The sequence below is a fragment of the Neisseria musculi genome, assembly GCF_014297595.2.
GTDB classification, from domain to species: Bacteria; Pseudomonadota; Gammaproteobacteria; order Burkholderiales; family Neisseriaceae; genus Neisseria; species Neisseria musculi.
The window spans coordinates 146,230-168,485 of the sequence record NZ_CP060414.2; the positions used below are offsets into that span (position 1 = coordinate 146,230).

Annotated in this window: 17 protein-coding genes; 14 read left to right on the forward strand and 3 right to left on the reverse strand. The window is 54.3% G+C overall.

Annotation, left to right across the window (positions count from 1 at the left end; translation table 11 throughout):
• Positions 1–327 precede the first annotated feature (327 nt).
• The 7 genes from H7A79_RS00670 to lpdA all read left to right on the forward strand — a co-directional run bounded on the left by H7A79_RS00670 (position 328) and on the right by lpdA (position 13,072).
• Positions 328–2,565 (forward strand): nitric-oxide reductase large subunit, encoded by a 2,238-nt coding sequence (locus H7A79_RS00670; protein ID WP_187000746.1) that lies wholly within the window; start codon positions 328–330, stop codon positions 2,563–2,565.
• 145 nt (positions 2,566–2,710) lie between these two features.
• On the forward strand, positions 2,711–2,977 hold the full coding sequence (locus tag H7A79_RS00675; RefSeq protein WP_187000747.1) for a hypothetical protein: 267 nt from the start codon (positions 2,711–2,713) through the stop codon (positions 2,975–2,977).
• 702 nt (positions 2,978–3,679) lie between these two features.
• The gene (locus H7A79_RS00680) at positions 3,680–5,365 is read left to right on the forward strand and encodes a choline/carnitine O-acyltransferase (RefSeq protein WP_187000748.1); all 1,686 of its coding nucleotides are present in this window, start codon (positions 3,680–3,682) and stop codon (positions 5,363–5,365) included.
• Positions 5,366–6,163: 798 nt separating this feature from the next.
• On the forward strand, positions 6,164–8,833 hold the full coding sequence (gene aceE / locus H7A79_RS00685) for a pyruvate dehydrogenase (acetyl-transferring), homodimeric type (RefSeq protein WP_187000749.1): 2,670 nt from the start codon (positions 6,164–6,166) through the stop codon (positions 8,831–8,833).
• A gap of 119 nt (positions 8,834–8,952) precedes the next feature.
• Positions 8,953–10,584 carry a dihydrolipoyllysine-residue acetyltransferase gene (gene aceF / locus H7A79_RS00690; protein ID WP_187000750.1) on the forward strand — a complete coding sequence of 544 codons (1,632 nt, stop codon included), beginning with the start codon at positions 8,953–8,955 and terminating at the stop codon, positions 10,582–10,584.
• 154 nt (positions 10,585–10,738) lie between these two features.
• A complete protein-coding gene (locus H7A79_RS00695; protein WP_214646393.1) occupies positions 10,739–11,197 on the forward strand; it encodes a DUF1775 domain-containing protein in 459 nt (152 codons plus the stop codon).
• A gap of 102 nt (positions 11,198–11,299) precedes the next feature.
• Complete coding sequence (lpdA, locus tag H7A79_RS00700) at positions 11,300–13,072, forward strand: dihydrolipoyl dehydrogenase (RefSeq protein ID WP_187000751.1); 1,773 nt, start codon at positions 11,300–11,302, stop codon at positions 13,070–13,072.
• A 133-nt stretch (positions 13,073–13,205) separates the two neighbouring features.
• On the opposite strand, the gene gloA is transcribed toward lpdA, so the two are convergent.
• Together gloA and tadA are read right to left on the reverse strand one after the other, a co-directional pair.
• Complete coding sequence (gene gloA / locus H7A79_RS00705; RefSeq protein WP_135036948.1) at positions 13,206–13,616, reverse strand: lactoylglutathione lyase; 411 nt, start codon at positions 13,614–13,616, stop codon at positions 13,206–13,208.
• Positions 13,617–14,660: 1,044 nt separating this feature from the next.
• A complete protein-coding gene (gene tadA, locus H7A79_RS00710) occupies positions 14,661–15,398 on the reverse strand; it encodes a tRNA adenosine(34) deaminase TadA (RefSeq protein ID WP_187000752.1) in 738 nt (245 codons plus the stop codon).
• Between the two features lie 216 nt (positions 15,399–15,614).
• Between tadA and H7A79_RS00715 the strand changes: the two genes are divergently transcribed.
• From H7A79_RS00715 to pth, 7 genes are all read left to right on the forward strand, one after another.
• Complete coding sequence (locus H7A79_RS00715; RefSeq protein WP_187000753.1) at positions 15,615–16,442, forward strand: amino acid ABC transporter substrate-binding protein; 828 nt, start codon at positions 15,615–15,617, stop codon at positions 16,440–16,442.
• 22 nt (positions 16,443–16,464) lie between these two features.
• Positions 16,465–17,148 carry an amino acid ABC transporter permease gene (locus tag H7A79_RS00720; RefSeq protein ID WP_377058003.1) on the forward strand — a complete coding sequence of 228 codons (684 nt, stop codon included), beginning with the start codon at positions 16,465–16,467 and terminating at the stop codon, positions 17,146–17,148.
• Between the two features lie 8 nt (positions 17,149–17,156).
• A complete protein-coding gene (locus tag H7A79_RS00725; protein ID WP_135036933.1) occupies positions 17,157–17,912 on the forward strand; it encodes an amino acid ABC transporter ATP-binding protein in 756 nt (251 codons plus the stop codon).
• 248 nt (positions 17,913–18,160) lie between these two features.
• Positions 18,161–18,841, forward strand: coding sequence for a sulfite exporter TauE/SafE family protein (locus H7A79_RS00730; protein WP_135036927.1), 681 nt, complete (start codon positions 18,161–18,163; stop codon positions 18,839–18,841).
• A gap of 87 nt (positions 18,842–18,928) precedes the next feature.
• Positions 18,929–19,360, forward strand: a complete 432-nt coding sequence (locus H7A79_RS00735; protein WP_187000755.1) for a type II toxin-antitoxin system RatA family toxin — start codon at positions 18,929–18,931, stop codon at positions 19,358–19,360.
• Positions 19,353–19,634 carry an RnfH family protein gene (locus tag H7A79_RS00740; RefSeq protein ID WP_187000756.1) on the forward strand — a complete coding sequence of 94 codons (282 nt, stop codon included), beginning with the start codon at positions 19,353–19,355 and terminating at the stop codon, positions 19,632–19,634. The genes H7A79_RS00735 and H7A79_RS00740 overlap by 8 nt, the downstream gene beginning before the upstream one ends.
• A gap of 76 nt (positions 19,635–19,710) precedes the next feature.
• The gene (gene pth / locus H7A79_RS00745; RefSeq protein ID WP_135036919.1) at positions 19,711–20,286 is read left to right on the forward strand and encodes an aminoacyl-tRNA hydrolase; all 576 of its coding nucleotides are present in this window, start codon (positions 19,711–19,713) and stop codon (positions 20,284–20,286) included.
• Positions 20,287–20,751: 465 nt separating this feature from the next.
• Here pth and H7A79_RS00750 read toward each other — a convergent pair whose 3' ends face one another.
• Positions 20,752–22,254: a patatin-like phospholipase family protein gene (locus H7A79_RS00750; RefSeq protein WP_187000757.1), complete on the reverse strand. Its 1,503-nt coding sequence runs from the start codon at positions 22,252–22,254 to the stop codon at positions 20,752–20,754.
• Between the last annotated feature and the right edge of the window lie 2 nt (positions 22,255–22,256).

Below are 22,256 nucleotides of genomic sequence, written 5' to 3' on the forward strand. Positions count from 1 at the left end.
ATGGATAAAAAATCATATGTGAAGCTTGCGGGATGGGTATTGATTTACATCAATTGATTCATTATTTAAGAATATTAAAAGCATGGTTATAGTGTGTGACTGGTGTGACTGGTGTTTTTAAAATAGTTTTCATCGTGCCAATAGCTGTTGTTGTGTCGGATGGCGAGTACAGATTTTGATATATATCTATATTTATCTTTTATTTAGTAAAAATTTCTGTTTTTTATCGGCGATAGAACGTTATTTTTATCAATTTGTGCTACAATTTCAACATTCATATTTTATGAATATTTAGAAACCACTTCCAACTAGAAGAAGGAGCACAAAATGGGACAGTATAAAAAGCTCTGGTATTCGCTGATTGCGGTACTGGCGGTTACTTTCTCTATCCTCGGTTACTTGGGTGTCGAGGTTTACAGGCAGGTGCCCCCGATTCCTCAGGCTTATGTGAGCGAATCCGGGCAAACCGTTCTCACTAAAGAAGATGTGTTGGCAGGCCAGTCGGCTTGGCAGAGCACGGGCGGCATGGAGTTGGGTTCGATACTCGGCCACGGCGCCTACCAGGCACCCGATTGGACGGCCGATTGGCTGCACCGCGAAGCGGAAGCCTGGCTCGACATCACTGCAGAAAAAGAAACCGGTAAAAAATATGCCGATTTAGATAAAGCGGTCCAAGCCAATATTCAGGCGCGTTTGGCCGAAGAATACCGCAACGGCGGGCGCGTCAATGAAAACGGACAGGTGGTGCTTTCTGCCACCCGCATCGAAGCGGTTAAACGTGTTGCGCCTTACTACATCATGCTCTACGGTGATGACCCCTCCATGATTAAAACCCGTGAAGCGTTTGCCATGAAAAACGGCACGCTGCCGAGTGAAGAGGCGCGCCAAAAATTAACCGACTTCTTCTTTTGGACGGCTTGGGCATCTTCCACCAACCGCCCCGGGCATGATGCCACCTATACCAACAACTGGCCGCACGAGCCTTTGGTCAATAACGTGCCGACCACCGAAAACTATATGTGGTCGTTTGCCAGTATCGTGTTTTTGCTGCTGGGCATCGGCCTGCTGGTTTGGGGTTTCTCGTTTTTAAAGAAACACGATGACGAACCTGCCGCGCCGTCTGAAGACCCGCTCTCTAAAGTGGTGCTGACCCCATCGCAAAAAGCCCTGGGCAAATATGTGTTTTTAACCGTGGCCTTGTTTGTGGCCCAGGTGTTGCTGGGCGGCCTGACCGCGCACTACACTGTGGAAGGCCAGCAGTTTTACGGCATCGACATCTCGCAATGGTTTCCCTATGCACTGGTGCGCACCTGGCATATTCAGTCGGCGATTTTCTGGATTGCCACCGGCTTTCTCACCGCCGGTCTGTTTTTGGCACCGATTATCAACGGCGGCAAAGATCCCAAATTCCAACGCGCGGGCGTGAATTTTCTGTATATCGCGCTGTTTATTGTGGTGCTGGGATCATACGGCGGCAACTTTTTAGCGTTGAGCCATGCCATTCCGCTGCATTTGAATTTCTGGTTCGGCCATCAGGGTTATGAATATTTGGATTTGGGGCGTTTTTGGCAGATTCTGCTGATGGTCGGCCTGCTGTTGTGGTTGTGGCTGATGCTGCGCTGCACCGTCAACGCCTTCCGGCAGAAAACCGATAAAAACATGCTGGCAGTTTTTGTTGCCTCTATGGCAGGGGTGGGGTTGTTTTACGCGCCCGGGCTGTTTTACGGCGAACACACCAGCCTCACCATTATGGAATACTGGCGTTGGTGGGTTGTCCACCTTTGGGTGGAAGGGTTTTTCGAAGTATTTGCCACCGCCGCGCTGGCTTTCATTTTCTACAACATGGGCTTGGTATCGCAACGCACCGCAACCATCACCTCATTGATTGCCGCCAGCCTGTTTCTGGTGGGCGGCGTGCCGGGCACGTTCCACCATCTGTATTTTTCCGGCACCACCACGCCGGTGATGGCCGTGGGCGCATCATTTTCCGCCTTAGAGGTTGTACCCTTGATTCTGCTTGGTCGTGAAGCTTACGAACATTGGTCCTACCAGCACGCAGCCCCGTGGGCGAAACGGCTGCGCTGGCCGCTTATGTGTTTCGTTGCCGTAGCGTTTTGGAACATGGTGGGCGCAGGTGTGTTCGGCTTTTTAATCAACCCGCCGATTTCACTCTATTACCTGCAAGGCTTGAACACCACCGCCGTGCACGCGCACGCCGCCCTGTTCGGCGTATACGGCTTTTTGGCGTTGGGCTTTGTGTTGCTGGTGGCTTCCTATATCAAACCGGATGCAGAATTTAATGAAAGCCTGATGACTTGGGGCTTCTGGCTGCTCAACAGCGGGTTGGTGCTGATGATTGTTATCAGCCTCCTGCCGGTCGGCGTGATTCAGGCCTATGCCAGCATCACACAAGGTTTGTGGTATGCCCGCAGCGAAGGCTTCATGCAGCAGGAGCTGCTCGATACCTTGCGCTGGGTGCGCACCGTTGCCGACCTAATCTTTATCGGCGGCGCATGCTGCGTATCATGGCAGGCAGCGAAAATGGTTTTTGCACGCAGTAAATAACAAATGAAACGATCAACGGTTTAAAGCCGTAGCGGCCGTCTGAAACATTCAGGCGGCTTTTTTCAGACGGCCTTAAGTTTGATTCTCAGAGCGCCTTAGCTTTATAAGTTGATTTTCAGAGGGCACGGTTTACAGCGTTGCCTAAATGCCCGAGCCGTCTGAAAAATTCAGACGGCCTTTTTTAAACGGCCTTTATTACCAACGCGGCGGTATTTATTTAAAGATACAGGCGGACTGGACGGCAAGGCCGTCTGAAAAAAGGCAGCAGCCTTTCTTGCCTGCCGGGCCGGCTGCGGCAAAGGGCTTGTGCGCTGCGTCAAACCCAAGCCCGGCAAAATTCAGGCCGTCTGAAACCATATCTCGGTTTTCAGACGGCCTTAAGTTTGATTTTCAGAGCGCCTTAGCTTTATAAGTTGATTTTCAGGGGAGCACGGTTTACAGCGTTACATAAATGCCCGGGCCGTCTGAAAACCGGCCTGGGGCTATGTTGCGGGTGTTCGGGCGGCCTTTTTACAAAGTATCCGGCAGTTGTTGTCGATGCGGGGCGGGCTGAGGCGGAAACCGGTTTGTAGTCCGTCTGAAAATTTATCCGCCGATGAGGGCTTTCAGACGGCCTTTGCAATTGCCTCTGCTTGTTTGCAATTGACGCTTCATTCTGTTGCAAGGGTTGCGTTTTGGCTCAAAGATAACGGTGCTCTCGGCCGCCGATGCGGTAACGGAATCGGTTCTGTTCCGTTCCGTTCCGTTCGGTGTTGTCTGTAATGCATGCGGCTTGCCCGGTATCGAAAATAAAATGGCTTCGCTATTGCTGATACGCAAAAACGAATGGTGAGGCGGCGAGCCGCAGAGAATATAATCCGTGCAGCAAAGGGCGGCGCAGCCATGGTTGGCAATGGGTTACAGTAAAGCAAAAAATGACGGAACAACCCAACACGGTTTATTGGAGTTTTTCAGGCATCGTTGTTTTCATCCCGACAGCTTTGCAAAGGCTCGACCGGGGCGGGTTTGCAGCCATTTTTAGATAGCTGTTTTCCATAGGGGACGGGCTTACCAATGCGGCTGTTTTCCGTTACAATCCATTCAATATCATGCGTTTATGCTAAAGGAGGAAATTATGCCGCAACAGCCTGTGCTGCCCGTACCCGATCTTGCCGAAACCTGTGCCCGCTATCTCAAGCAGGTGAAACCGCTGCTTAACGATGAAGACTATGCCGCAACTGCGGCCGCCGTGCGGCAGTTTCAAACCCGCAGTGCGCCCGGTTTGCAGGCCGGCCTGCAGGCGTTTGCTGCCGAAACCGACCGAAGCTGGCTGATTGACGCATGGTTGGAAAGCTATTTGAAAATACGCACACCGTTGCCGCTGGCAAGCAATGTCGGCTTCCATATCCGCACGCTCGGCAGGGATTTGGGCGGATGGGCTGCCGCATTGGCCGGCGTATGCGCCGATTATCACCACGGCCGCATCAGCGCGCCCCAAACGCCGCAGGGTGCGCCCGTGTGCATGGCGCAATGGCAGATTTTACGCGGCGCGGCGCGGGTGCCGCAAACCGGCTGTGATACTTTCCGCATTGCCGAAACGCCGAGCCGGCATATCGGTGTGCTGCACAACGGTTTTTATTACCGCATTGCCGCGCTTGATGAGAATGATGAAGCTTACCACCCCGATACCTTCCGGCAGGCTGTTGCCCAAATTTTGGCCGACTCTGCCGAAAACCCGTTTCCCGTGGTCGTGCCGTGTTACCCCGGCGGCAACCAAACCGCCCGCGTTTATAAAGCCCTGCGCAGCAAAGAAGAAAATGCCGAGTTGGCCGATTATCTCGAAACCGACCTGTTCCACATCAGCATTTACCGTGAAGAAAGCCTGAATGCCGATGAAGATTTGGCCTATGCCACATTTGCAAAGCAGCAAAATATCTGGTGCTACAAACCGACTACCTTCTGCTACAACACCGCCACCGAGCGTTTGTTTCTGCATTGCGAACACACCTGGGAAGACGGCGGCACATTGAAAGGCATTGTTGCGCTGGCGGCGGAAAAAAATGGCGGCAAGGGCAGGAAGGCCGCTCCCGCCATCAGCCGTCATGCCTGGCATTTGACACCCGCCCAAAAGAAAAGCTGGCCGCAATGGCAGCAGAATTACGCCGCCCAAGCCCGCAAAATGCGCGTAAAAAGCGTTGTTATCCCATTTGACGGCGGCAGCATACCCAAAGGTACGAGCCATGACGCGCTGATGCAGTTTCTGCTGCAATATGCCCAATTAACCACTTACGGCGATATACGCAACACCTACGAAGCGGTGGATGTGAGCCATTTCGCCTACGGCCGCACCGAATGCGTGCGTCCCGTATCGGAAGAGTCACTCGCATTCGTGGCTTCACTGTTGCAGGAAAAGCCCGCTCAATCCCTGCTCGATGCTGCGCTGGCCGAACACAAGGCCCGGATAAAGGCCGCCAAAACGGGGCAGGGTGCCAACCGCCACCTGCTCGGCCTGCAATTGGCGGCCAAACGCAAAAACAGCCATGTGCCCGCCTTTTTTAAAAGCACGGGTTATCAAACTTTCAGCACCGACTTTCTTTCCACCTCAACTTTGGGCGATGATGCCGTAATCATCAATTTCGCCTTCGCCCCCACATCGCCGGACGGTTTGGGCATCAACTACACATTGGCGCAGGAAGGCTGGCTGTTTACTGTGAGCTACCCCGAAACACAGGAGCGTGAAGTGGCGATTTTCATTGAAGCGCTGAAACAGGGCGGCAGCCGCCTGCTGGTGTTTTTCAACCCGCTGCCGAAAGAACATTGACGGGCGGCGGGTGTCGGCAACCCATCGGCGTATGGCGGCGAAGCGAATGAAATAAGGGGGCGGCCGCAGACCACACAGGTAGTGTGCAACCGGCTTGGTTGCCGCGTCGGCAGCCCGTCGGAATGTTTGCTTTAAACCCCGTGCGGAGCAGCGCAGTATGGTATTGCTATATGTTTCAGGCCGTCTGAAAGGCTTCAGGCCGTACAGAAACTGTTTGCAACAAAGGTTTCAGACGGCCTGAAGTTTGATACCTGAAGTTTGATAAAAGCATACCGACTTGTTTGTGAAAACGGTTACGGTTGCTTCCACAAAAAAAACTATAGCCGCAGGCCGGGTTTTACCCCGGCTTTTTTGCAGGAAAGCTCTTGGCGGTCAAACCGCAACAACGTTTTTTATACAGTGAGATTTTACACAGTAAAATATTCGTTTTGATTCGTTTGCGGGCTGAGAAAGAAAACAAACCGGCAATTATCAAGCTGTATGTTTCTATAAAGAACAAAACCGGCCTGAATAATGCGCGGAAGTGTTGCAGACGCGTTTGCGTCAATTTGCCAGCGGCACAGTTTGCTGATAGGATTTTGTATTAAGCAATGGATATTGCAGCGCAGCCCGAATTGCCGCCAAAAGGCGGGCGGTCGGCCGCTAAAGTTTCATATTGATGCTTTAGGCCGGCGGCGCGCAGGCGTTGCAGACTGCCCGTGTGTTTGCGCTGCAGGGCAAACATACAAGGTTTTCATAAACGAAAGCAGAAAGGCCGTCTGAAAAGGCTGATTCTGACACTTAACAGAAGGGATGAATATGTCGAACCAAATTCAAGATGCAGACCCGATTGAAACCCAGGAATGGCTCGATGCGTTAAGCTCGGTACTGGAAAGCGAGGGGGAAGAGCGTGCGCACTTCTTGCTGGAGCAGCTGGTGAAATATACCCGCCGGCGCGGCGTGCATATGCCGTTTGACGCCACCACCGCTTATTTGAACACCATTCCCGTGGGTAAAGAGCAGAAGTCGCCGGGTAATCACGAACTGGAACACCGCATCCGCGCCGCCATCCGCTGGAACGCCGCTGCCATGGTGCTGCGTGCCGGCAAAAAAGATTTGGAGCTGGGCGGGCACATTGCTTCTTTCCAGTCTGCCGCCACTCTGTATGATGTCGGTTTCAACCATTTCTGGAAAGCCAAAGGCGATGGTGAAGAAGGCGATATGGTGTTTGTTCAGGGGCACGTTGCGCCGGGCATTTATGCCCGCGCCTTTGTGGAAGGCCGTCTGACAGAAGAACAGCTTGACAATTTCCGTCAAGAGGTGGACGGCAAGGGCTTGTCCTCCTATCCCCACCCCCACTTGATGCCCGATTTTTGGCAGTTTCCCACTGTGTCTATGGGCTTGGGGCCGCTGATGGCGATTTACCAGGCGCGTTTTCTGAAGTATCTCGAATCGCGCGGCCTGACCAAAACCAAAGGCCGCAAAGTATGGTGTTTCTGCGGCGACGGCGAGATGGACGAGCCAGAAAGCCAGGGCGCGATTTCTTTGGCCGCCCGCGAAGGTTTGGACAATCTGATTTTTGTGATTAACTGCAACCTGCAACGTTTGGACGGCCCCGTGCGCGGCAACGGCAAAATCATTCAAGAGCTGGAAGGCAATTTCCGCGGCGCGGGCTGGAACGTGTTGAAAGTGATCTGGGGGCGCCGTTGGGACAATCTTCTGGCTGCCGACACCAGCAACGCGCTTAAGCAGCGCATGAACGAATGTTTGGACGGCGACTACCAAACCTATAAATCGAAAGACGGTGCCTATGTGCGCGAGCATTTCTTCAATACGCCCGAATTAAAGGCGATGGTTGCCGGTATGTCTGACGAAGAAATTTGGGCTTTGAACCGCGGCGGCCATGATCCGCACAAAGTGTATGCCGCTTATTACGAAGCGGTAAACCATGCAGGCGGGCGGCCCACCGTGATTTTGGCCAAAACCATCAAAGGCTACGGCATGGGCGCTTCGGGCGAAGGCCAAAACGTAGCACACCAGGCCAAAAAAATGGATGTGGAATCGCTGAAAAAATTCCGCACCCGTTTCGGCATTCCCGTAACCGATGAGCAGATCGACAGTGGCAACCTGCCTTACCACCGCTTTTCCGAAGACAGCGAAGAAATGCGCTATCTGCGCGAGCGCCGCAATGCTTTAGGCGGCTATCTGCCGCAGCGCAATCCCAATACCGAGGCCATTCCCGTGCCGGCTTTGGAAGCATTTGACGCACAGCTTCAATCAAGCGGCGATCGCGAATTTTCCACTACCATGGCATTTGTGCGCATTCTTTCCACTTTGTTGAAAGACAAGCAGATCGGCAAGCGCATCGTTCCCATTGTGCCCGATGAAAGCCGCACCTTCGGCATGGAAGGTATGTTCCGCCAATACGGCATTTGGAATCCGAAAGGCCAGCAATACACGCCGCAGGATAAAGACCAGCTGATGTTCTACAAAGAATCGGTGGACGGTCAGATTCTTCAGGAAGGCATCAATGAGCCGGGCGCGATGGCCGACTGGATTGCCGCCGCCACCAGCTATGCCAACAGCCGCTACGCCATGATTCCGTTCTATATTTACTACTCGATGTTCGGTTTCCAGCGGGTAGGCGATTTGGCTTGGGCGGCGGGCGATATGCACGCACGCGGCTTTTTGGTGGGCGGCACAGCCGGACGCACCACGCTTAACGGCGAAGGTTTGCAGCACGAAGACGGCCACAGCCAGATTCAGGCCGATTTAATCCCCAACTGCCTCTCTTACGATCCGACTTACCAATACGAGCTGGCGGTGATTATTGCAGACGGCCTGCGCCGTATGTATGTGGATCAGGAAGACGTGTTCTACTATCTCACCGTGATGAACGAAAACTATGCCCACCCGGGGATGCCGCAGCGCAAAGGCATTGAAGAAGAAATCATCAAAGGCATGTATCTGTTGCGCGAAGGCGGCGAAAGCGGCAAGAAAGTGCAGCTGATGGGGTCGGGCGTGATTCTGAACGAAGTGGTTAAAGCCGCCGATATGCTCAAAGCCGATTTCGGCGTAGAAGCCGATATTTGGTCCTGCCCGTCGTTCAACCTGCTGCACCGCGATGCCATCGAAGTGGAGCGCTACAACCGCCTGCACCCGCTGGAAGAAAACAAACTGCCTTTCGTTACCCGGCAGCTGCAGGGTCGTGAAGGCCCGGTGATTGCTTCCACCGACTATATCCGCAGCTTTGCCGACCGCATCAGAGCCTATGTTCCCAATGATTACCATGTTTTGGGCACCGATGGTTTCGGACGCAGCGACAGCCGTGCCAACCTGCGTGATTTCTTCGAGGTAGACAGCCGCCATGTTGCCGTAGCCGCCCTGAGCGCGCTGGCCGACCAAGGCAAGGTTGAAAAAGCCGTGGTGCAGCAGGCCATCGAAAAATACGGCATCAAAACCGATACCGCACCAAGCTGGAAACGCTGATGCTTTTTTTCAGACGGCTTTTCAGACGGCCTGTTGTCCGGGCCGTCTGAAAAAGTTGGCAGACATTTGAAACATTCAAGCCGCAGTATGCAAACTGTGGTTGATAAAGGAATATCACGATGAGTCAGATCGTAGAAATCAAAGTACCCGATATCGGCGGCCACAGCGATGTGGACGTGATCGCGGTTGAAGTGAAGGCGGGCGACACCATTGCCGTTGATGACACGCTGATCACGCTGGAAACCGACAAAGCCACCATGGACGTGCCGGCCGATGCCGCAGGTGTGGTGAAAGAAGTGAAGGTGCAGGTGGGCAGCAAAGTATCCGAAGGCAGCGTGATTGTGCTGGTGGAAGCCGGTGCCGCCGCATCTGCCCCTGCAGAACAACCCCTCGAGGCCGCTCCCGCCCCAGCCCAAGCAGCCGCCCCCGCCGCACAGGCAGGCGGTGCAACCGTTAAAGTAGAAGTACCCGATATCGGCGGCCACAACGGAGTGGATGTGATTGCCGTTGAAGTGAAAGCAGGCGACAGCGTGGCCGTTGACGATACGCTGATTACACTGGAAACCGATAAAGCCACAATGGATGTGCCCAGCACCGCCGCCGGTGTGGTGAAGGCCGTGTATGTGAAAGTGGGCGACAAAGTTTCGCAAGGCACGCAGATTATCGAAGTGGAAACCGCAGGCGGTGCAGCTTCCGCCCCTTCAGCAGAGGTGCCGCAAGCCGCCGCGCCGCAAACTCCTGCAGCTGTATCACAACCGGCAGCCGCCCCCGCAAGACCCGCCGCAGCCCCCGTTGCCGCATTCGGCAACACACCGGTTAATGAGGCCGCGTTTGCCAAAGCCCATGCCGGCCCCTCCGCCCGCAAACTGGCACGCGAATTGGGCGTGGATTTGGGTTTGGTGAAAGGCAGCGGAGCCAAAGGGCGCATTGTCGGCGACGACATCAAGGCCTTTGTGAAAGCCGCCATGCAGGGCGGCGCAGGCTCTGCCGCAGCCGGTGCACCATCGCTCGGCGGCGGCCTTGACCTGCTGCCGTGGCCGAAAGTCGATTTCAGCAAATTCGGTGAGATTGAAACCCGGCCGCTGTCGCGCATCAAGAAAATTTCCGGCCAAAACCTGTCGCGCAACTGGGTTATGATTCCCCACGTTACCGTGAACGATGAAGCCGATATGACCGATTTGGAAACTTTCCGCCAGCAGCTTAACAAAGAGTGGGAGCGCGAAGGTTTGAAGCTCTCGCCGCTGGCGTTTGTTATCAAGGCGTCGGTAGCCGCGTTGCAGGCATTCCCCGAGTTTAATTCTTCATTGGACGGCGACAACCTGATTCTGAAAAAATACTACAACATCGGTTTTGCCGCCGACACGCCCAACGGCTTGGTGGTGCCGGTGATTAAAGATGCCGACAAAAAAGGCTTGAAAGAAATTTCACGCGAGCTGGCCGAGTTGAGCAAAAAGGCCCGCGAAGGCAAGCTCAAGCCCAATGAAATGCAGGGCGCGGGCTTTACCATTTCGAGCTTGGGCGGCATCGGCGGCACGGGCTTCACCCCGATTGTAAACGCCCCCGAAGTGGCCATTTTGGGTGTTTGCAAATCGCAGATGAAACCCGTTTGGAACGGCAAAGAATTTCAGCCGCGCTTAATGTGCCCGCTGAGCCTGTCGTTCGACCACCGCGTCATCGACGGCGCGGCCGGTATGCGCTTTACCGTGTATCTCGCAAACCTGCTGAAAGATTTCCGCCGAGTAATGCTGTAACCGTTTTTCAGGCGGCCTCTTGATAGTGCAGGCCGCCTGAAAGCCGTTTTCCGAAGCAGTAAATCGTTTTTTTAATAATCTGCCTTCAATAAGGTAAAATCTGAGTATTTAGTATTTCAGGTCAGAATCAATTCAATTATTCAAGGAGCAGGGTGTGAAACTGAACAATATTTTGAGTATTGCTTTTTTGGGAATGGCAGTAAGTACAATGGCACAAGCCCATGTAACCGTGCGTAATTTTGCCAATGGCGTGGACAGCATGTCGGGAAAGTCGGATCACTTCCGTTTGAACGTACCCACTAATCGCAATAAGGCGGTTACACAAGTCAAATTTGTGATACCCGAAGAAGTAAAGCTGTTGTTCATTCATCCGGTACTGGGTTGGAAATACAAGGTAGAAAAAAACAGCGAAGGCAATATTTCAACCGTAGTTTACAAAGGCAGAATGGAAGCGGGAGAATATACGGCCTTCCCGTTTATTGCCCGTAATCCGGCAAAATCCGATACGGCAGTGAAATATAAAGCTTACGTTACTTATGAAGATAAAGTGGTTGTGCCTTTCGATGGTTCTCCGGAAGCCAAAGGTTACCAGCCGACAATCTTATTGAAATAAATATAGGCAGGCCGTCTGAAAAACCATCAAATGCAAATGGTTTTCAGACAGCCTGCAAAAGTAGAAGGAGCTTCTGTTGATCTTTAAAATGAAAGGTTAAAAATGAGTTTAATCGAATTGAAAGTACCCGACATCGGCGGCCATGAAAATGTGGATATTATTGCCGTCGAAATCAAAGCAGGCGATACGGTTGCAGTGGAAGATACGTTGGTTACTTTGGAAACAGACAAAGCTACTATGGATGTACCTACTGAAGTTGCAGGGGTGGTGAAAGAAGTCAAAGTCAAAGTAGGTGACAAAATTTCCGAAGGTGGTGTGATTGCCGTGATTGAAACCGCCGCAGCGGCAGAAGCGCCCAAAGCAGAGCCTAAGGCCGAGGCAGCGCAAGCCGTTCCCGCAGCGGCGGCCGCACCGCAGGCCGCACCATTCAGCGGCAAGGCCGATGCCGAATACGATGTGGTGGTGCTGGGAGGCGGCCCCGGCGGGTATTCTGCCGCGTTTGCCGCAGCAGACGAGGGCTTGAAGGTTGCCATTGTCGAGCGTTATGCCACTTTGGGCGGTGTGTGCCTGAACGTGGGCTGTATCCCCTCCAAAGCCCTGCTGCACAACGCCAACGTAATCGATGAAGTGCGCCACTTGGCCGCCAACGGAATCAAATATCCCGAGCCGGAGTTGGATATCGACATGTTGCGCGGTTACAAAGAAAAGGTGATTGGCAAGCTGACCACCGGTTTGGCCGGTATGGCTAAGGCGCGCAAAGTGGATATTATCCGCGGTAACGGCCAGTTTATCGACCCGCACCACATGGAAGTAGCATTAACGTCAGGCGAAGGCAAGGACGAAACCGGCGAGAAGAAAACCATTGTTTTCAAAAACGCCATCATCGCCGCCGGCAGCCGCGTGGTAAACCTGCCGTTTATCCCCGAAGACCCGCGCATCATCGATTCGACCGGCGCACTCGCGCTCCAATCGGTGCCCGGTAAAATGCTGATTATCGGCGGCGGCATCATCGGCTTGGAAATGGGTACAGTGTACAGTACGCTGGGCACCCGTCTTGACGTGGTCGAAATGATGGACGGTCTGATGCAGGGTGCCGACCGCGATTTAGTGAAAGCATGGCAGAAGCAGAACGAATACCGCTTCGACAACATCATGGTCAATACCAAAACCGTGGCGGTAGAGCCGAAAGAAGACGGCGTTTATGTTACCTTTGAGGGTGCCGCCGCGCCTAAAGAGCCGCAACGCTATGATGTAGTGTTGGTGGCTGCAGGCCGTGCACCCAACGGCAAACTCATCGGTGCCGAGAATGCCGGTGTGGCCGTTACCGAGCGCGGTTTTATCAATGTAGATAAACAAATGCGCACCAACGTGCCCCATATTTACGCTATCGGCGACATTGTCGGCCAGCCCATGCTGGCGCATAAAGCCGTGCACGAAGGCCACGTTGCCGCCGAAAATTGCGCCGGCCACAAAGCCTATTTCGATGCAAGGGTGATACCCGGCGTGGCCTACACCGCTCCCGAAGTAGCCTGGGTGGGCGTAACCGAAACCTCTGCCAAAGAGCAGGGCATCAAAATCACCAAAGCCAACTTCCCGTGGGCAGCATCAGGTCGCGCCATCGCCAACGGTTGCGATCACGGCTTTACCAAGCTGATTTTCGATGCCGAAAGCGGCCGCATCATCGGCGGCGGCATTGTCGGCCCCAACGGCGGCGACATGATAGGCGAGATCTGCCTGGCCATCGAAATGGGCTGCGATGCAGCCGATATCGGCAAAACCATCCACCCGCACCCGACTTTGGGCGAAACCATCGGCCTTGCCGCAGAAGTGGCGCTGGGCGTATGCACCGATTTACCGCCGCAGCGTAAAAAATAAAGCGGTTTACCGTTATCGTGTTAACAGGCCGTCTGAAACATTTTCAGACGGCCTTGTATATCGTACCCCATGAAAAAAGGAGGGTATTTTACATTTCGTTTGTTTTTGATTCACTATAAAAAACCGGTAATGCTCAGCTGTATTTCACTGAATCGTTACCGCTGTTTTTTTGGATAAATTCGATTTTATAGCCATCAGGGTCTTCCACAAAAGCAATCACGGTGGTGCCGTGTTTCATCGGTCCGGCTTCGCGGGTAACCTTGCCGCCTTTGACGCGCACGGCATCGCAGGCAGCATAGGCATCGTCCACTTCGATGGCGGTATGGCCGTAGGCGGTGCCCAAATCGTATTGTTCAATGTCCCAGTTGTGGGTGAGTTCCAAAACGGCGTGTTCGGCTTCGTTGCCGTAACCTACGAATGCCAGTGTGAAACGGCCTTCGGGGTAATCATGTTTGCGCAGGAGTTTCATGCCCAAAACGTCTTGATAAAATGCTAATGATTTTTCGAGGTTGCCGACACGCAGCATGGTGTGGAGTATTCTCATGGTTATCCTTTCTGAAACGGTATGCCGGGCGGCTGCGGCTTATTTTAACACGGCCTGCCGTGTGTGGTTTGGTTGCTGTCCGGTTTCAGGCGGCAGCCAATCCCACCCGTCAAAAAGCCTCCCGAATCGACATTGCCGAACGCGCCCGGGCAGGCCGAAAGCGGCCGGCAAATCCACCGGAAACCGCACGATGCCCGATGGCGAACAGGCCGGTACGGATTGGGAATCCGATAACGGTAAGGACAAAACCCGCCACGCCGGTCCGCACGGATCATTTAAGTATGTATGCGCATCTATGGCGTTTAACGGTATGTTCGGTTTCGGCATCGATGAAAGGGTTGAGAGAACGGACTGGACTACCCCAAAAAAACGAACAGTTTAACCAATCAACCCCCAAGGCCTAAACCTTGTATTGCACAGACCCAGTCCTTTTAATTTCAATTTAATCCCATTATGGTTGTATCTTAGCCGGCTTGGCTTCTTCACAGATTTCCCGCCTTTCAATTTGCCCCAAACCGTCAAGGCGGCACTGCAAGCAGATGCAGGCCGTCTGAAGATCTTTTGCCTTCAGGCAACTGTTTTCAGACGGCCTTGCCTGCGATATCGGGCGGTTGTCGGGTGTGTATAGAGTCTGTCGGCAGATTCAACTGGCCATGTCTCTTTTGGGGGCAGACTCTTAAATTTATGATCATTCTAATGACGTCAGACTGAAAATCCAAAGGATAAATGGTGATGTCTGACCGCCGGCCGATGCTGCCCTCCTCGTGGAGAATATAACGCAATGCCCGTTTGCGCACGGCAGCGCGGTTTAGAGAAAAAACGTTGGCCGTATGTTTTTTTAGCACTCCCCTGCAGATGGTATTTCATAACTTCCACTCAATCCGTTTGAATACTTTGCCGTAAAAAACTGTAACTCATACATTGGGTGATGGTGTCTGGCTTGGGACGCAGGTCGAATAACTGCACACTTGGCCGTTTTTCAGGAGTGGATAGTGCCTGACTTTTTTTGGAGGGCGGTTAATTTCTGGGCAGGTTTCAGATATTTTATTGGGTGGGGCGGGTTTGCCGCCGGGCATGGAAAAACTGTTGCAGCAGCGCTCCGCACTCATCGGCCAGCACCCCGCCGGCAATTGCTGTGCGGCGGTTCAGGCGGATATTGCCGAACAAATCCACCACGCTGCCGGCAGCGCCCGTTTTCGGCTCTCGGGCGCCGTAAACCACGCGGGCAACCCGCGCTTGGATGAGTGCGCCCGCACACATACTGCAAGGCTCCAGCGTGATATAGATGTCGCAGCCATCGAGCCGGTAGTTTTGCAGTGTGCGGCCGGCGGCTTCCAATACGCTGATTTCGGCATGGCGGCCGATGTTGCAGCTGCTGATGCAGGTGTTGTGTGCCGCCGCAATAATTTCCCCGTTTTTCACCGCCACCGCACCCACCGGTATTTCGCCCGCTGCGGCAGACTGCTTAGCCTGCGCCAGAGCCTGCCGCATAAAAAATTCCATTTCTGAGGCAGGCGGAAACACTGCTACCGGCGGGTGCAGGCGCACTGCTTCGAGCAGGGCGTTTTTTTCAGACGGCTCCAGGTCGTGCGCCCCGGCATTGCGCATGGCGGCGGCAAGCTGCCACAGGGTGCTGCGGGTAACGGTCAGCCCGGCCGCTTTCAGCAGCAGAAACGTGCCGGTCGCCCCGCGCGAGCGTATATCTGCCTGCGTGCGGATGCCGAGCGATTGCAGCGTCTGCAAAACTTTGGGGGCAAAAGGCGGGTGGGTGAGTTGCGTCATGGTTGCCGTGGCCGTCTGAAAACAACGGCGATTGTACAACAGATAACGGCGGCGGGCGGCGCGGTGTTTTTTCAGACGGCCGGCACGGCATTTTTCAGACGGCCTGCTGTATAACTTTAACGCTGTAAAAACTCATAACAATAGAAGCAAGCGTTCTTTGTATCGGCAGGGTGATTACCGTACAATGCGCGTTTTATCCGTTTTTCAGGAAACACCATGTTCAAAAAAATCGTGTTGGGCAGCGTGGCTGCATTGGTTTTGGCAGCCTGCGGCGGCGAAGACGCAGGCACTCAGGCTTCCGGCGCACCGGCTCCGCAAACTGCGGCCGGTTCGCTGCTGGAGCGCATCAACAACAAAGGCACGGTAACCGTGGGCACCGAAGGCACTTATGCGCCGTTTACCTATCATGACGAAAGCGGCAAATTAACCGGTTATGATGTGGAAGTTACCCGTGCCGTGGCCGAAAAGCTGGGCATTCAAATCAAGTTTGAAGAAACCCAGTGGGATGCGATGCTGGCCGGTTTGAAAGCGGGGCGTTTCGATATGGTGGTCAACCAGGTGAGCCTGACCACGCCGGAGCGCCGCGCCACTTTCGACAAATCGGCCGATTACAGTTATTCCGGCCCGATGGCGGTAAGCCGCCAAAACGACACCCGCATCAAGCAGTTGGCCGATGTTAAAGGCCTGTCGGCCGCGCAAACCCTGAGCAGCAATTATGGTGAAATGGCGCAGAAAGCCGGTGCAGAGATTGTTCCCGTGGACGGTATGGCGCAGGCGCTGGCGCTGGTGCGGCAGAAACGTGCCGATTTCACCTTCAACGATTCGCTGGCCCTGCTAGATTATCTGAAGAAAAACCCTGATTCCGGCCTGAAAACGGCTTGGACGGCGCCTGCCGGAGAAAAACTGGGGGCGGGTTTTATCGTGAATAAAAACAATGATGAAGCCTTGGCAAAAATCAGCGGCGCGGTGGAAGCGCTGCGCAAGGACGGCACGCTGAAAAAGCTGGGCGAGCAATTCTTTGGTGAAGATGTAAGTGTTAAGTGATTTCTTAAGCGCGCTGCCTTTTATGACCGAAGCCCGCGCGGCTTTGGTCATAAACGCATTTTGGCCGATGGTGAAGGCAGGGTTTCTGTATTCGGTTCCGCTGGCTGCGGTTTCTTTTGTGTGCGGCATACTGATTGCCCTGGGCGTGGCGCTGGTGAGAGTGGTGCCTGCTGCCGGCCTGTTCCACCGTTTGCTTTCGGGCATGGTACGGTTTTACGTTTCGGCCATACGCGGCACCCCCATGCTGGTGCAGCTGATGGTGGTGTTTTACGGCCTGCCCGCCATCGGTATCACGCTCGACCCGCTGCCCACCGCCATCATCGGCTTTTCGCTCAATATCGGTGCCTATGCTTCCGAAACCATACGCGCAGCAATATTGTCGGTGCCCAAAGGCCAGTGGGAAGCCGGTTTTTCCATCGGCATGACCTATATGCAGACTTTCCGCCGCATCATTATGCCGCAGGCCTTGCGCGTGTCTGTGCCGCCCTTGAGCAACACCTTTATCGGCCTGTTTAAAGATACTTCGCTGGCTTCGGTGGTAACCATCACCGAGCTCTTTCGCGCAGCGCAGCAGATTGCCAACGCCAGCTATGATTTTCTTCCCGTTTATATCGAGGCCGGCCTGATTTACTGGGTGTTTTGCTTTTTGCTCTTTATCGTTCAGGCCAAACTCGAAAAACAGCTCGACCGTTATATTGCCAAGTGAGGCAAGCCATGATTGAAATCCGCAATATCCACAAATCATTCGGGAATAACGCCGTTTTGCGCGGCATCGACTTAGATGTGGCCAAAGGCAGCGTGGTGGTGATACTGGGCCCATCCGGTTCAGGCAAAACCACTTTCCTGCGCTGCCTGAACGCCCTGGAAATACCTCAGGCAGGCACCATAGCCTTTAACGGGGGCGGAGCATTGAAAATCGATTTTGCCGCCGGGGTGTCGAAAAAAGACATGCTCGCCCTGCGCCGCAAATCGGGCATGGTGTTTCAGCAATACAACCTGTTTCCGCACAAAACCGCTTTGGAAAATGTGATGGAAGGCCCTGTGGCCGTGCAGGGGAAATCTGCCGCACAAGCCAAACAGGCCGCTATGGTGCTGTTGGAAAAAGTGGGGCTGGGCGGCAAAGCCGATCTCTATCCCCACCAGCTTTCCGGCGGGCAGCAGCAGCGTGTCGGCATTGCCCGCGCACTTGCCATCCAGCCCGAGCTGGTGTTGTTTGACGAGCCGACATCTGCTCTCGATCCCGAGCTGGTGCAGGACGTGTTGGATACCATGAGGGCATTGTCGAAAGAAGGCTGGACCATGATGGTGGTAACCCACGAAATCAAATTCGCAATGGAAGCAGCCGATACCGTGGTAGTCATGGATAACGGCGTGATAGTGGAGCAAGGCTCGCCCGAATCCCTGTTCCGCCACCCGCAGCACGAGCGCACCAAGCGGTTTTTACAGCAGATTCGGGTGGCGGCCGGATAGGCGCTTATTTTGATGAAAGGCCGCAGCCTTGACAAAAAAAATCTTCATGCCGTCTGAAAGGTTTCCATGCCGTTATCTCCGTGCAGGAAAATCGAGCAGGCGAAAGCCGGATAAAAGCATTGGAGTATGGATTAAACTATAAAGCCCGCCAACTGCTGCTGATATTAATATTATCCGCATCTGCACATTCAGACGGCCTTCGGGCAATATTGCTACAATAGCGCGTGTTTTTTTCCCAAACAACGGTCATGAACGGCAACGTTACCTTATTCACTTTATTTCTGCTCGGCTTTTTCGGCGGCGGCCACTGTGTGGGCATGTGCGGCGGATTAAGCAGTGCGTTTGCGCTGCAACTGCCGCCGCACATCAACCGCTTTTGGCTGATTACGCTGTTGAATGCCGGGCGCGTTTCCAGTTATGTGTTCATCGGTGTGCTGCTGGGGCTGCTCGGCCAAATCGGTATTTCGCTCGACCAAACCCGCTGGCTGCAAAACGGCCTGTTTGCGGCGGCCAATATCCTGCTGCTGCTGCTGGGGCTTTATCTGGCCGGTTTGTCTGCGTGGGCGGTGAGGGTCGAATCATTGGGAAGGCCGGTGTGGAAGCGGCTCAATCCGCTGTTGAATAAATTGCTGCCGATACGCAGCGTGCCGGCCTGTTTCGGCGTGGGAATGCTGTGGGGCTGGCTGCCGTGCGGCCTGGTGTACAGCGCATCGCTCTATGCCTTGGGCAGCGGCAGTGCGGTGCAGGGCGGTCTGTATATGCTGGCCTTTGCATCGGGCACGCTGCCCAACCTGTTGGCGGCGGGCTGGTTTGCTGCGCAGTTAAAAAGCGTATTGCAGCAAAAACCGCTGCGCTTGGCGGCGGGTTTGGTGGTGGCCGCTTGGGCGGTTTGGCAGCTGGCGGTGTTTTTTCCGGCCGTTTTTGCTTGAATTATGCGGCGGCAACGGCGGCTTTGAAAAGGTGTGCCGTTTTAAGATTCGATTTATAATGCGGGCTTTTCCCGCGCGTATGCAACCATGAAAACCGTAGAAAAAAATATGCTGGTGCTGCACAGTGCCGGGCAGATGTTCGATTTGGTCGACAGGGCGGAAGATTATCCGCAGTTTCTGCCGTGGTACAGCAAAACCGAAATCATCGAGCGCAGCGGCAACGAGCTGAAAGCGCGGCTGTTTATGGACTATATGGGCGTAAAGCAGTCGTTTGCCACCCACAACCACAATGTTCCCGGCCGCGAAATCCGCATCGATCTGCTCGAAGGGCCGTTCAAAGCGCTGCACGGCACATGGAAATTTATTCCGCTGGGCGATGATTGCTGCAAAATCGAGTTCAAACTGCAATACGATTTTTCAAGTGCGCTGCTCTCCACTTTGATTTCGCCTGTGTTCGGCCATCTGTCGGGCACGCTGGTGGACGCATTTGTGAAAGAGGCAAACCGCCGCTATGGTTGAAATCGAAATCGCCTACGGCACGGCGCAAAAGCAATTGCTGCAAACCCTGCGCGTGCCGGCCGGCACAACCGCCCGCGAAGCCGTGCTGCAAAGCCGTATTGCACAAGAATTTCCCGGTGCCGATGTGCAGGATGCGCCGCTGGGCATTTTCGGAAAAGCGGTCAAAGACCACACCGTGCTGCGCGATAACGACCGCGTAGAAGTTTACCGCCCCCTGCTTGCCGACCCCAAAGAAGCCCGCCGAAAACGGGCTGCGGCGGGAAAAGACAACTGATTTTTATATAGGAAACAAAGGCCGTCTGAAAATATTTTTTAAAATGTTTCTTTTCAGACGGCCTTAACCATACGATATGCCGCAAATCAAACTAATCGCAGGGCTGGGCAACCCCGGCGCCGAATACGCCCAAACCCGCCACAACGCGGGCTTTTGGTTTATCGATGAATTGGCCCGTGCTTGGAAAACCACGCTGAAAGAAGAAAAAAAATTTTTCGGCGAAACCGCCAAAGCGGCAGCCCCCGGAGGCGATGTGTGGCTGCTCAAGCCCAAAACCTTTATGAACCGATCCGGCCGGGCGGTGGCCGCACTGGCCTCGTTTTACAAAATCAAGCCCGAAGAAATTTTAGTGGTTCACGATGAACTCGATATTCCCAGCGGGCGCACCCGTTTCAAGCTCGGCGGCGGCAACGGCGGCCACAACGGTTTGAAAGACATACAGGCCGCGCTGGGCACGCCGGATTTTTACCGCCTGCGTTTGGGCATCGGCCATCCTGGAGACCGCAATCTGGTGCTGGGTTATGTGCTCAACAAACCCGATGCGCAAAGCAGGCAGGCAATCGAAGAGGCCGTTGCCAAATCCCTGCAAGGGTTGCCGTTGGTTTTGTCGGGCGCTTGGGAAGAAGCGGTGCGGTTTTTCCACAGCAAGTGAGGGTTGGGTGGGAACGGTGGGCCAGTGCCTGTAAGATTTGCCGCAGCCGTCTGAATATTTCAATGCCGCTGTGGCGAACCCGCATTGTTTTTTCGGAACACGCAAGCCGCAGGCAATACGGAACCGGTTATACCGCTTGGGCGGCTTGCCAAACCGTTTTCTTGGGGCTGAGGCTGAGTAAGGCGGTAACGGGAAATAAACCGGATTGCCTATCGCTGCCTGCCCGGAGCAGATGAAGCAGCGGGCATCAGGTTTTTAAGGGAGCAGCCGCTGCTTTAAAATCACGGCAGCACCGGCCGGATATCGCTTGCGGCACCCAGCCCGGTGTTTGTTTGGGCGGAACCGTAATCTCAGGCCGTCTGAAAACAGATAACGCGGTTTATCGGCGTTGAAAGTTTTCAGACGGCCTTTGCTGCCGGGCTCGGGCATGGCTGCCGGCAATTCGGGCTTTACCGGTGCGGTTTGTTATTGCGCCCACGCCGCATCGTAATCGGCTTGGGCGTTGTCGGGCAGTTGCGGCCCTTCGCCCGCAAACCACACGGGTCGGTGTGCCTGCGGGGCAGCTTGGGCGGGCTGTGCCGAAAAATCTTTCAGCAGGCGTTTGTATTCGTTTGACTGCTGCAACAGCGCGCGGGCGGCAGATTTCAAATCGTTGATGTGGTAGTGGGGCAGGTAAAATGTGGTGGGGATGTTCAACACGTTTTTACGCAGCTGCGATTCGGGCAGGTCGCGCAGATTAAGGCTCACGAAATACATACCGCGCTTTGAGCCGCCGGGCTGTTTGGCGGCATTCTCGTTCCATTGGTCGGCAAAAATGCGGAACTGCCGCAGCGATTCCTGCGAATATTTGTCGATGGGGATATCGACAATGGCCGACAACACATCGGTAAGGCCGGGTATGGCCGGAGATTGGTCGATATTGCGGGCAATCTGGTTTTGCGCATTTACGTTGATGATAACGATGCGGCCGATATTTTCTGCGGCTGCCTGCTTCTGCACGGCTTCGCCGGAGCGCATATCCACGATGTCCAGTATGCCGCGCAGACCGAGATTGTCGGTGAGGCCGCCATCGAGCAGATGGATATACGGGCGTTTGGTGTGGTCGTTATAGAGGCTGTGGTAACTATTCGCCAGCTCCCGTTTGGTTTGCTGCTGCAATTTTCCCGTATTGCCGTTTTCCGGCGCGTATTTCAAACGCTCGGGCAGGGCGTAGCCGCAGTTGCCGCCGTTGTTGTTGAGCGTAATCGGGCTGAAAATCAGCGGCACCGCGCTGGAAGCAGCCACGGCGCGGGCGATGCGCAGGCCGGAGAGGTTCAGACACATGGCATCGAAGTGTTCCTGCGTAAAATCCAAACGGCTGCCGGCCGCCATATCGGTGGCGGAAATCACGGCAAACGGGCCTTTGCGGCGTTTGTCGAGATCGTCAAACGTGGCACCCCGAAACAAGGTGTTTTCAAACTGTTCCTGCAGCAGATCGCCCCGGCCGTATTCCGGCGAAGTGAGGCGGGGCAGGTTGGCAAACGAAAACACCTGTTTGGCAAACTGGCGTTGGAAATTCTGCTTTAAAAACCGCCGCTCGAATGAAGGAACGGTTTCTTTGCCGTGCAGCGCAAAATAAGCCGCCAACACCGAGCCGCCGGAAACACCGTAAACCAAATCAACGCTCTCGAGCAGGCTCTGCTCTTTGCTGCCGAAGTTGATTTTCTGGCGGTTTAACTCTTCGACCACACCATAGCCCAGGGCTGCCGCCCGCGTGCCGCCGCCGGAAAATACCAGCACCACGAAAGTATCATCGGCTTTGGCGCGGGCGAAGTTTTTTTCGAGACGGTAGCCTGTTTCGGTATTGACGGTTTGTATGGTTGCCAGCGGCTGGTATTGGACCAGTGCGCATGACGACATCAAAAGAGCAGCCGATGCGGCCAAACCTTTCTTCAGGCCGTCTGAAAAACGCAGTTGCTTGGTTTTCATTT

Coding starts and splice junctions, on each gene's coding strand:
- H7A79_RS00750 (WP_187000757.1), bottom strand. CDS start 22,254: ATGAAAACCAAGCAACTGCGTTTTTCAGACGGCCTGAAGAAAGGTTTG.
- H7A79_RS00735 (WP_187000755.1), top strand. CDS start 18,929: ATGAAAACCGTAGAAAAAAATATGCTGGTGCTGCACAGTGCCGGGCAG.
- H7A79_RS00730 (WP_135036927.1), top strand. CDS start 18,161: ATGAACGGCAACGTTACCTTATTCACTTTATTTCTGCTCGGCTTTTTC.
- aceE (WP_187000749.1), top strand. CDS start 6,164: ATGTCGAACCAAATTCAAGATGCAGACCCGATTGAAACCCAGGAATGG.
- H7A79_RS00725 (WP_135036933.1), top strand. CDS start 17,157: ATGATTGAAATCCGCAATATCCACAAATCATTCGGGAATAACGCCGTT.
- H7A79_RS00680 (WP_187000748.1), top strand. CDS start 3,680: ATGCCGCAACAGCCTGTGCTGCCCGTACCCGATCTTGCCGAAACCTGT.
- H7A79_RS00720 (WP_377058003.1), top strand. CDS start 16,465: ATGACCGAAGCCCGCGCGGCTTTGGTCATAAACGCATTTTGGCCGATG.
- H7A79_RS00670 (WP_187000746.1), top strand. CDS start 328: ATGGGACAGTATAAAAAGCTCTGGTATTCGCTGATTGCGGTACTGGCG.
- H7A79_RS00675 (WP_187000747.1), top strand. CDS start 2,711: ATGCCCGAGCCGTCTGAAAAATTCAGACGGCCTTTTTTAAACGGCCTT.
- lpdA (WP_187000751.1), top strand. CDS start 11,300: ATGAGTTTAATCGAATTGAAAGTACCCGACATCGGCGGCCATGAAAAT.
- H7A79_RS00715 (WP_187000753.1), top strand. CDS start 15,615: ATGTTCAAAAAAATCGTGTTGGGCAGCGTGGCTGCATTGGTTTTGGCA.
- pth (WP_135036919.1), top strand. CDS start 19,711: ATGCCGCAAATCAAACTAATCGCAGGGCTGGGCAACCCCGGCGCCGAA.
- tadA (WP_187000752.1), bottom strand. CDS start 15,398: ATGACGCAACTCACCCACCCGCCTTTTGCCCCCAAAGTTTTGCAGACG.
- gloA (WP_135036948.1), bottom strand. CDS start 13,616: ATGAGAATACTCCACACCATGCTGCGTGTCGGCAACCTCGAAAAATCA.
- H7A79_RS00740 (WP_187000756.1), top strand. CDS start 19,353: ATGGTTGAAATCGAAATCGCCTACGGCACGGCGCAAAAGCAATTGCTG.
- aceF (WP_187000750.1), top strand. CDS start 8,953: ATGAGTCAGATCGTAGAAATCAAAGTACCCGATATCGGCGGCCACAGC.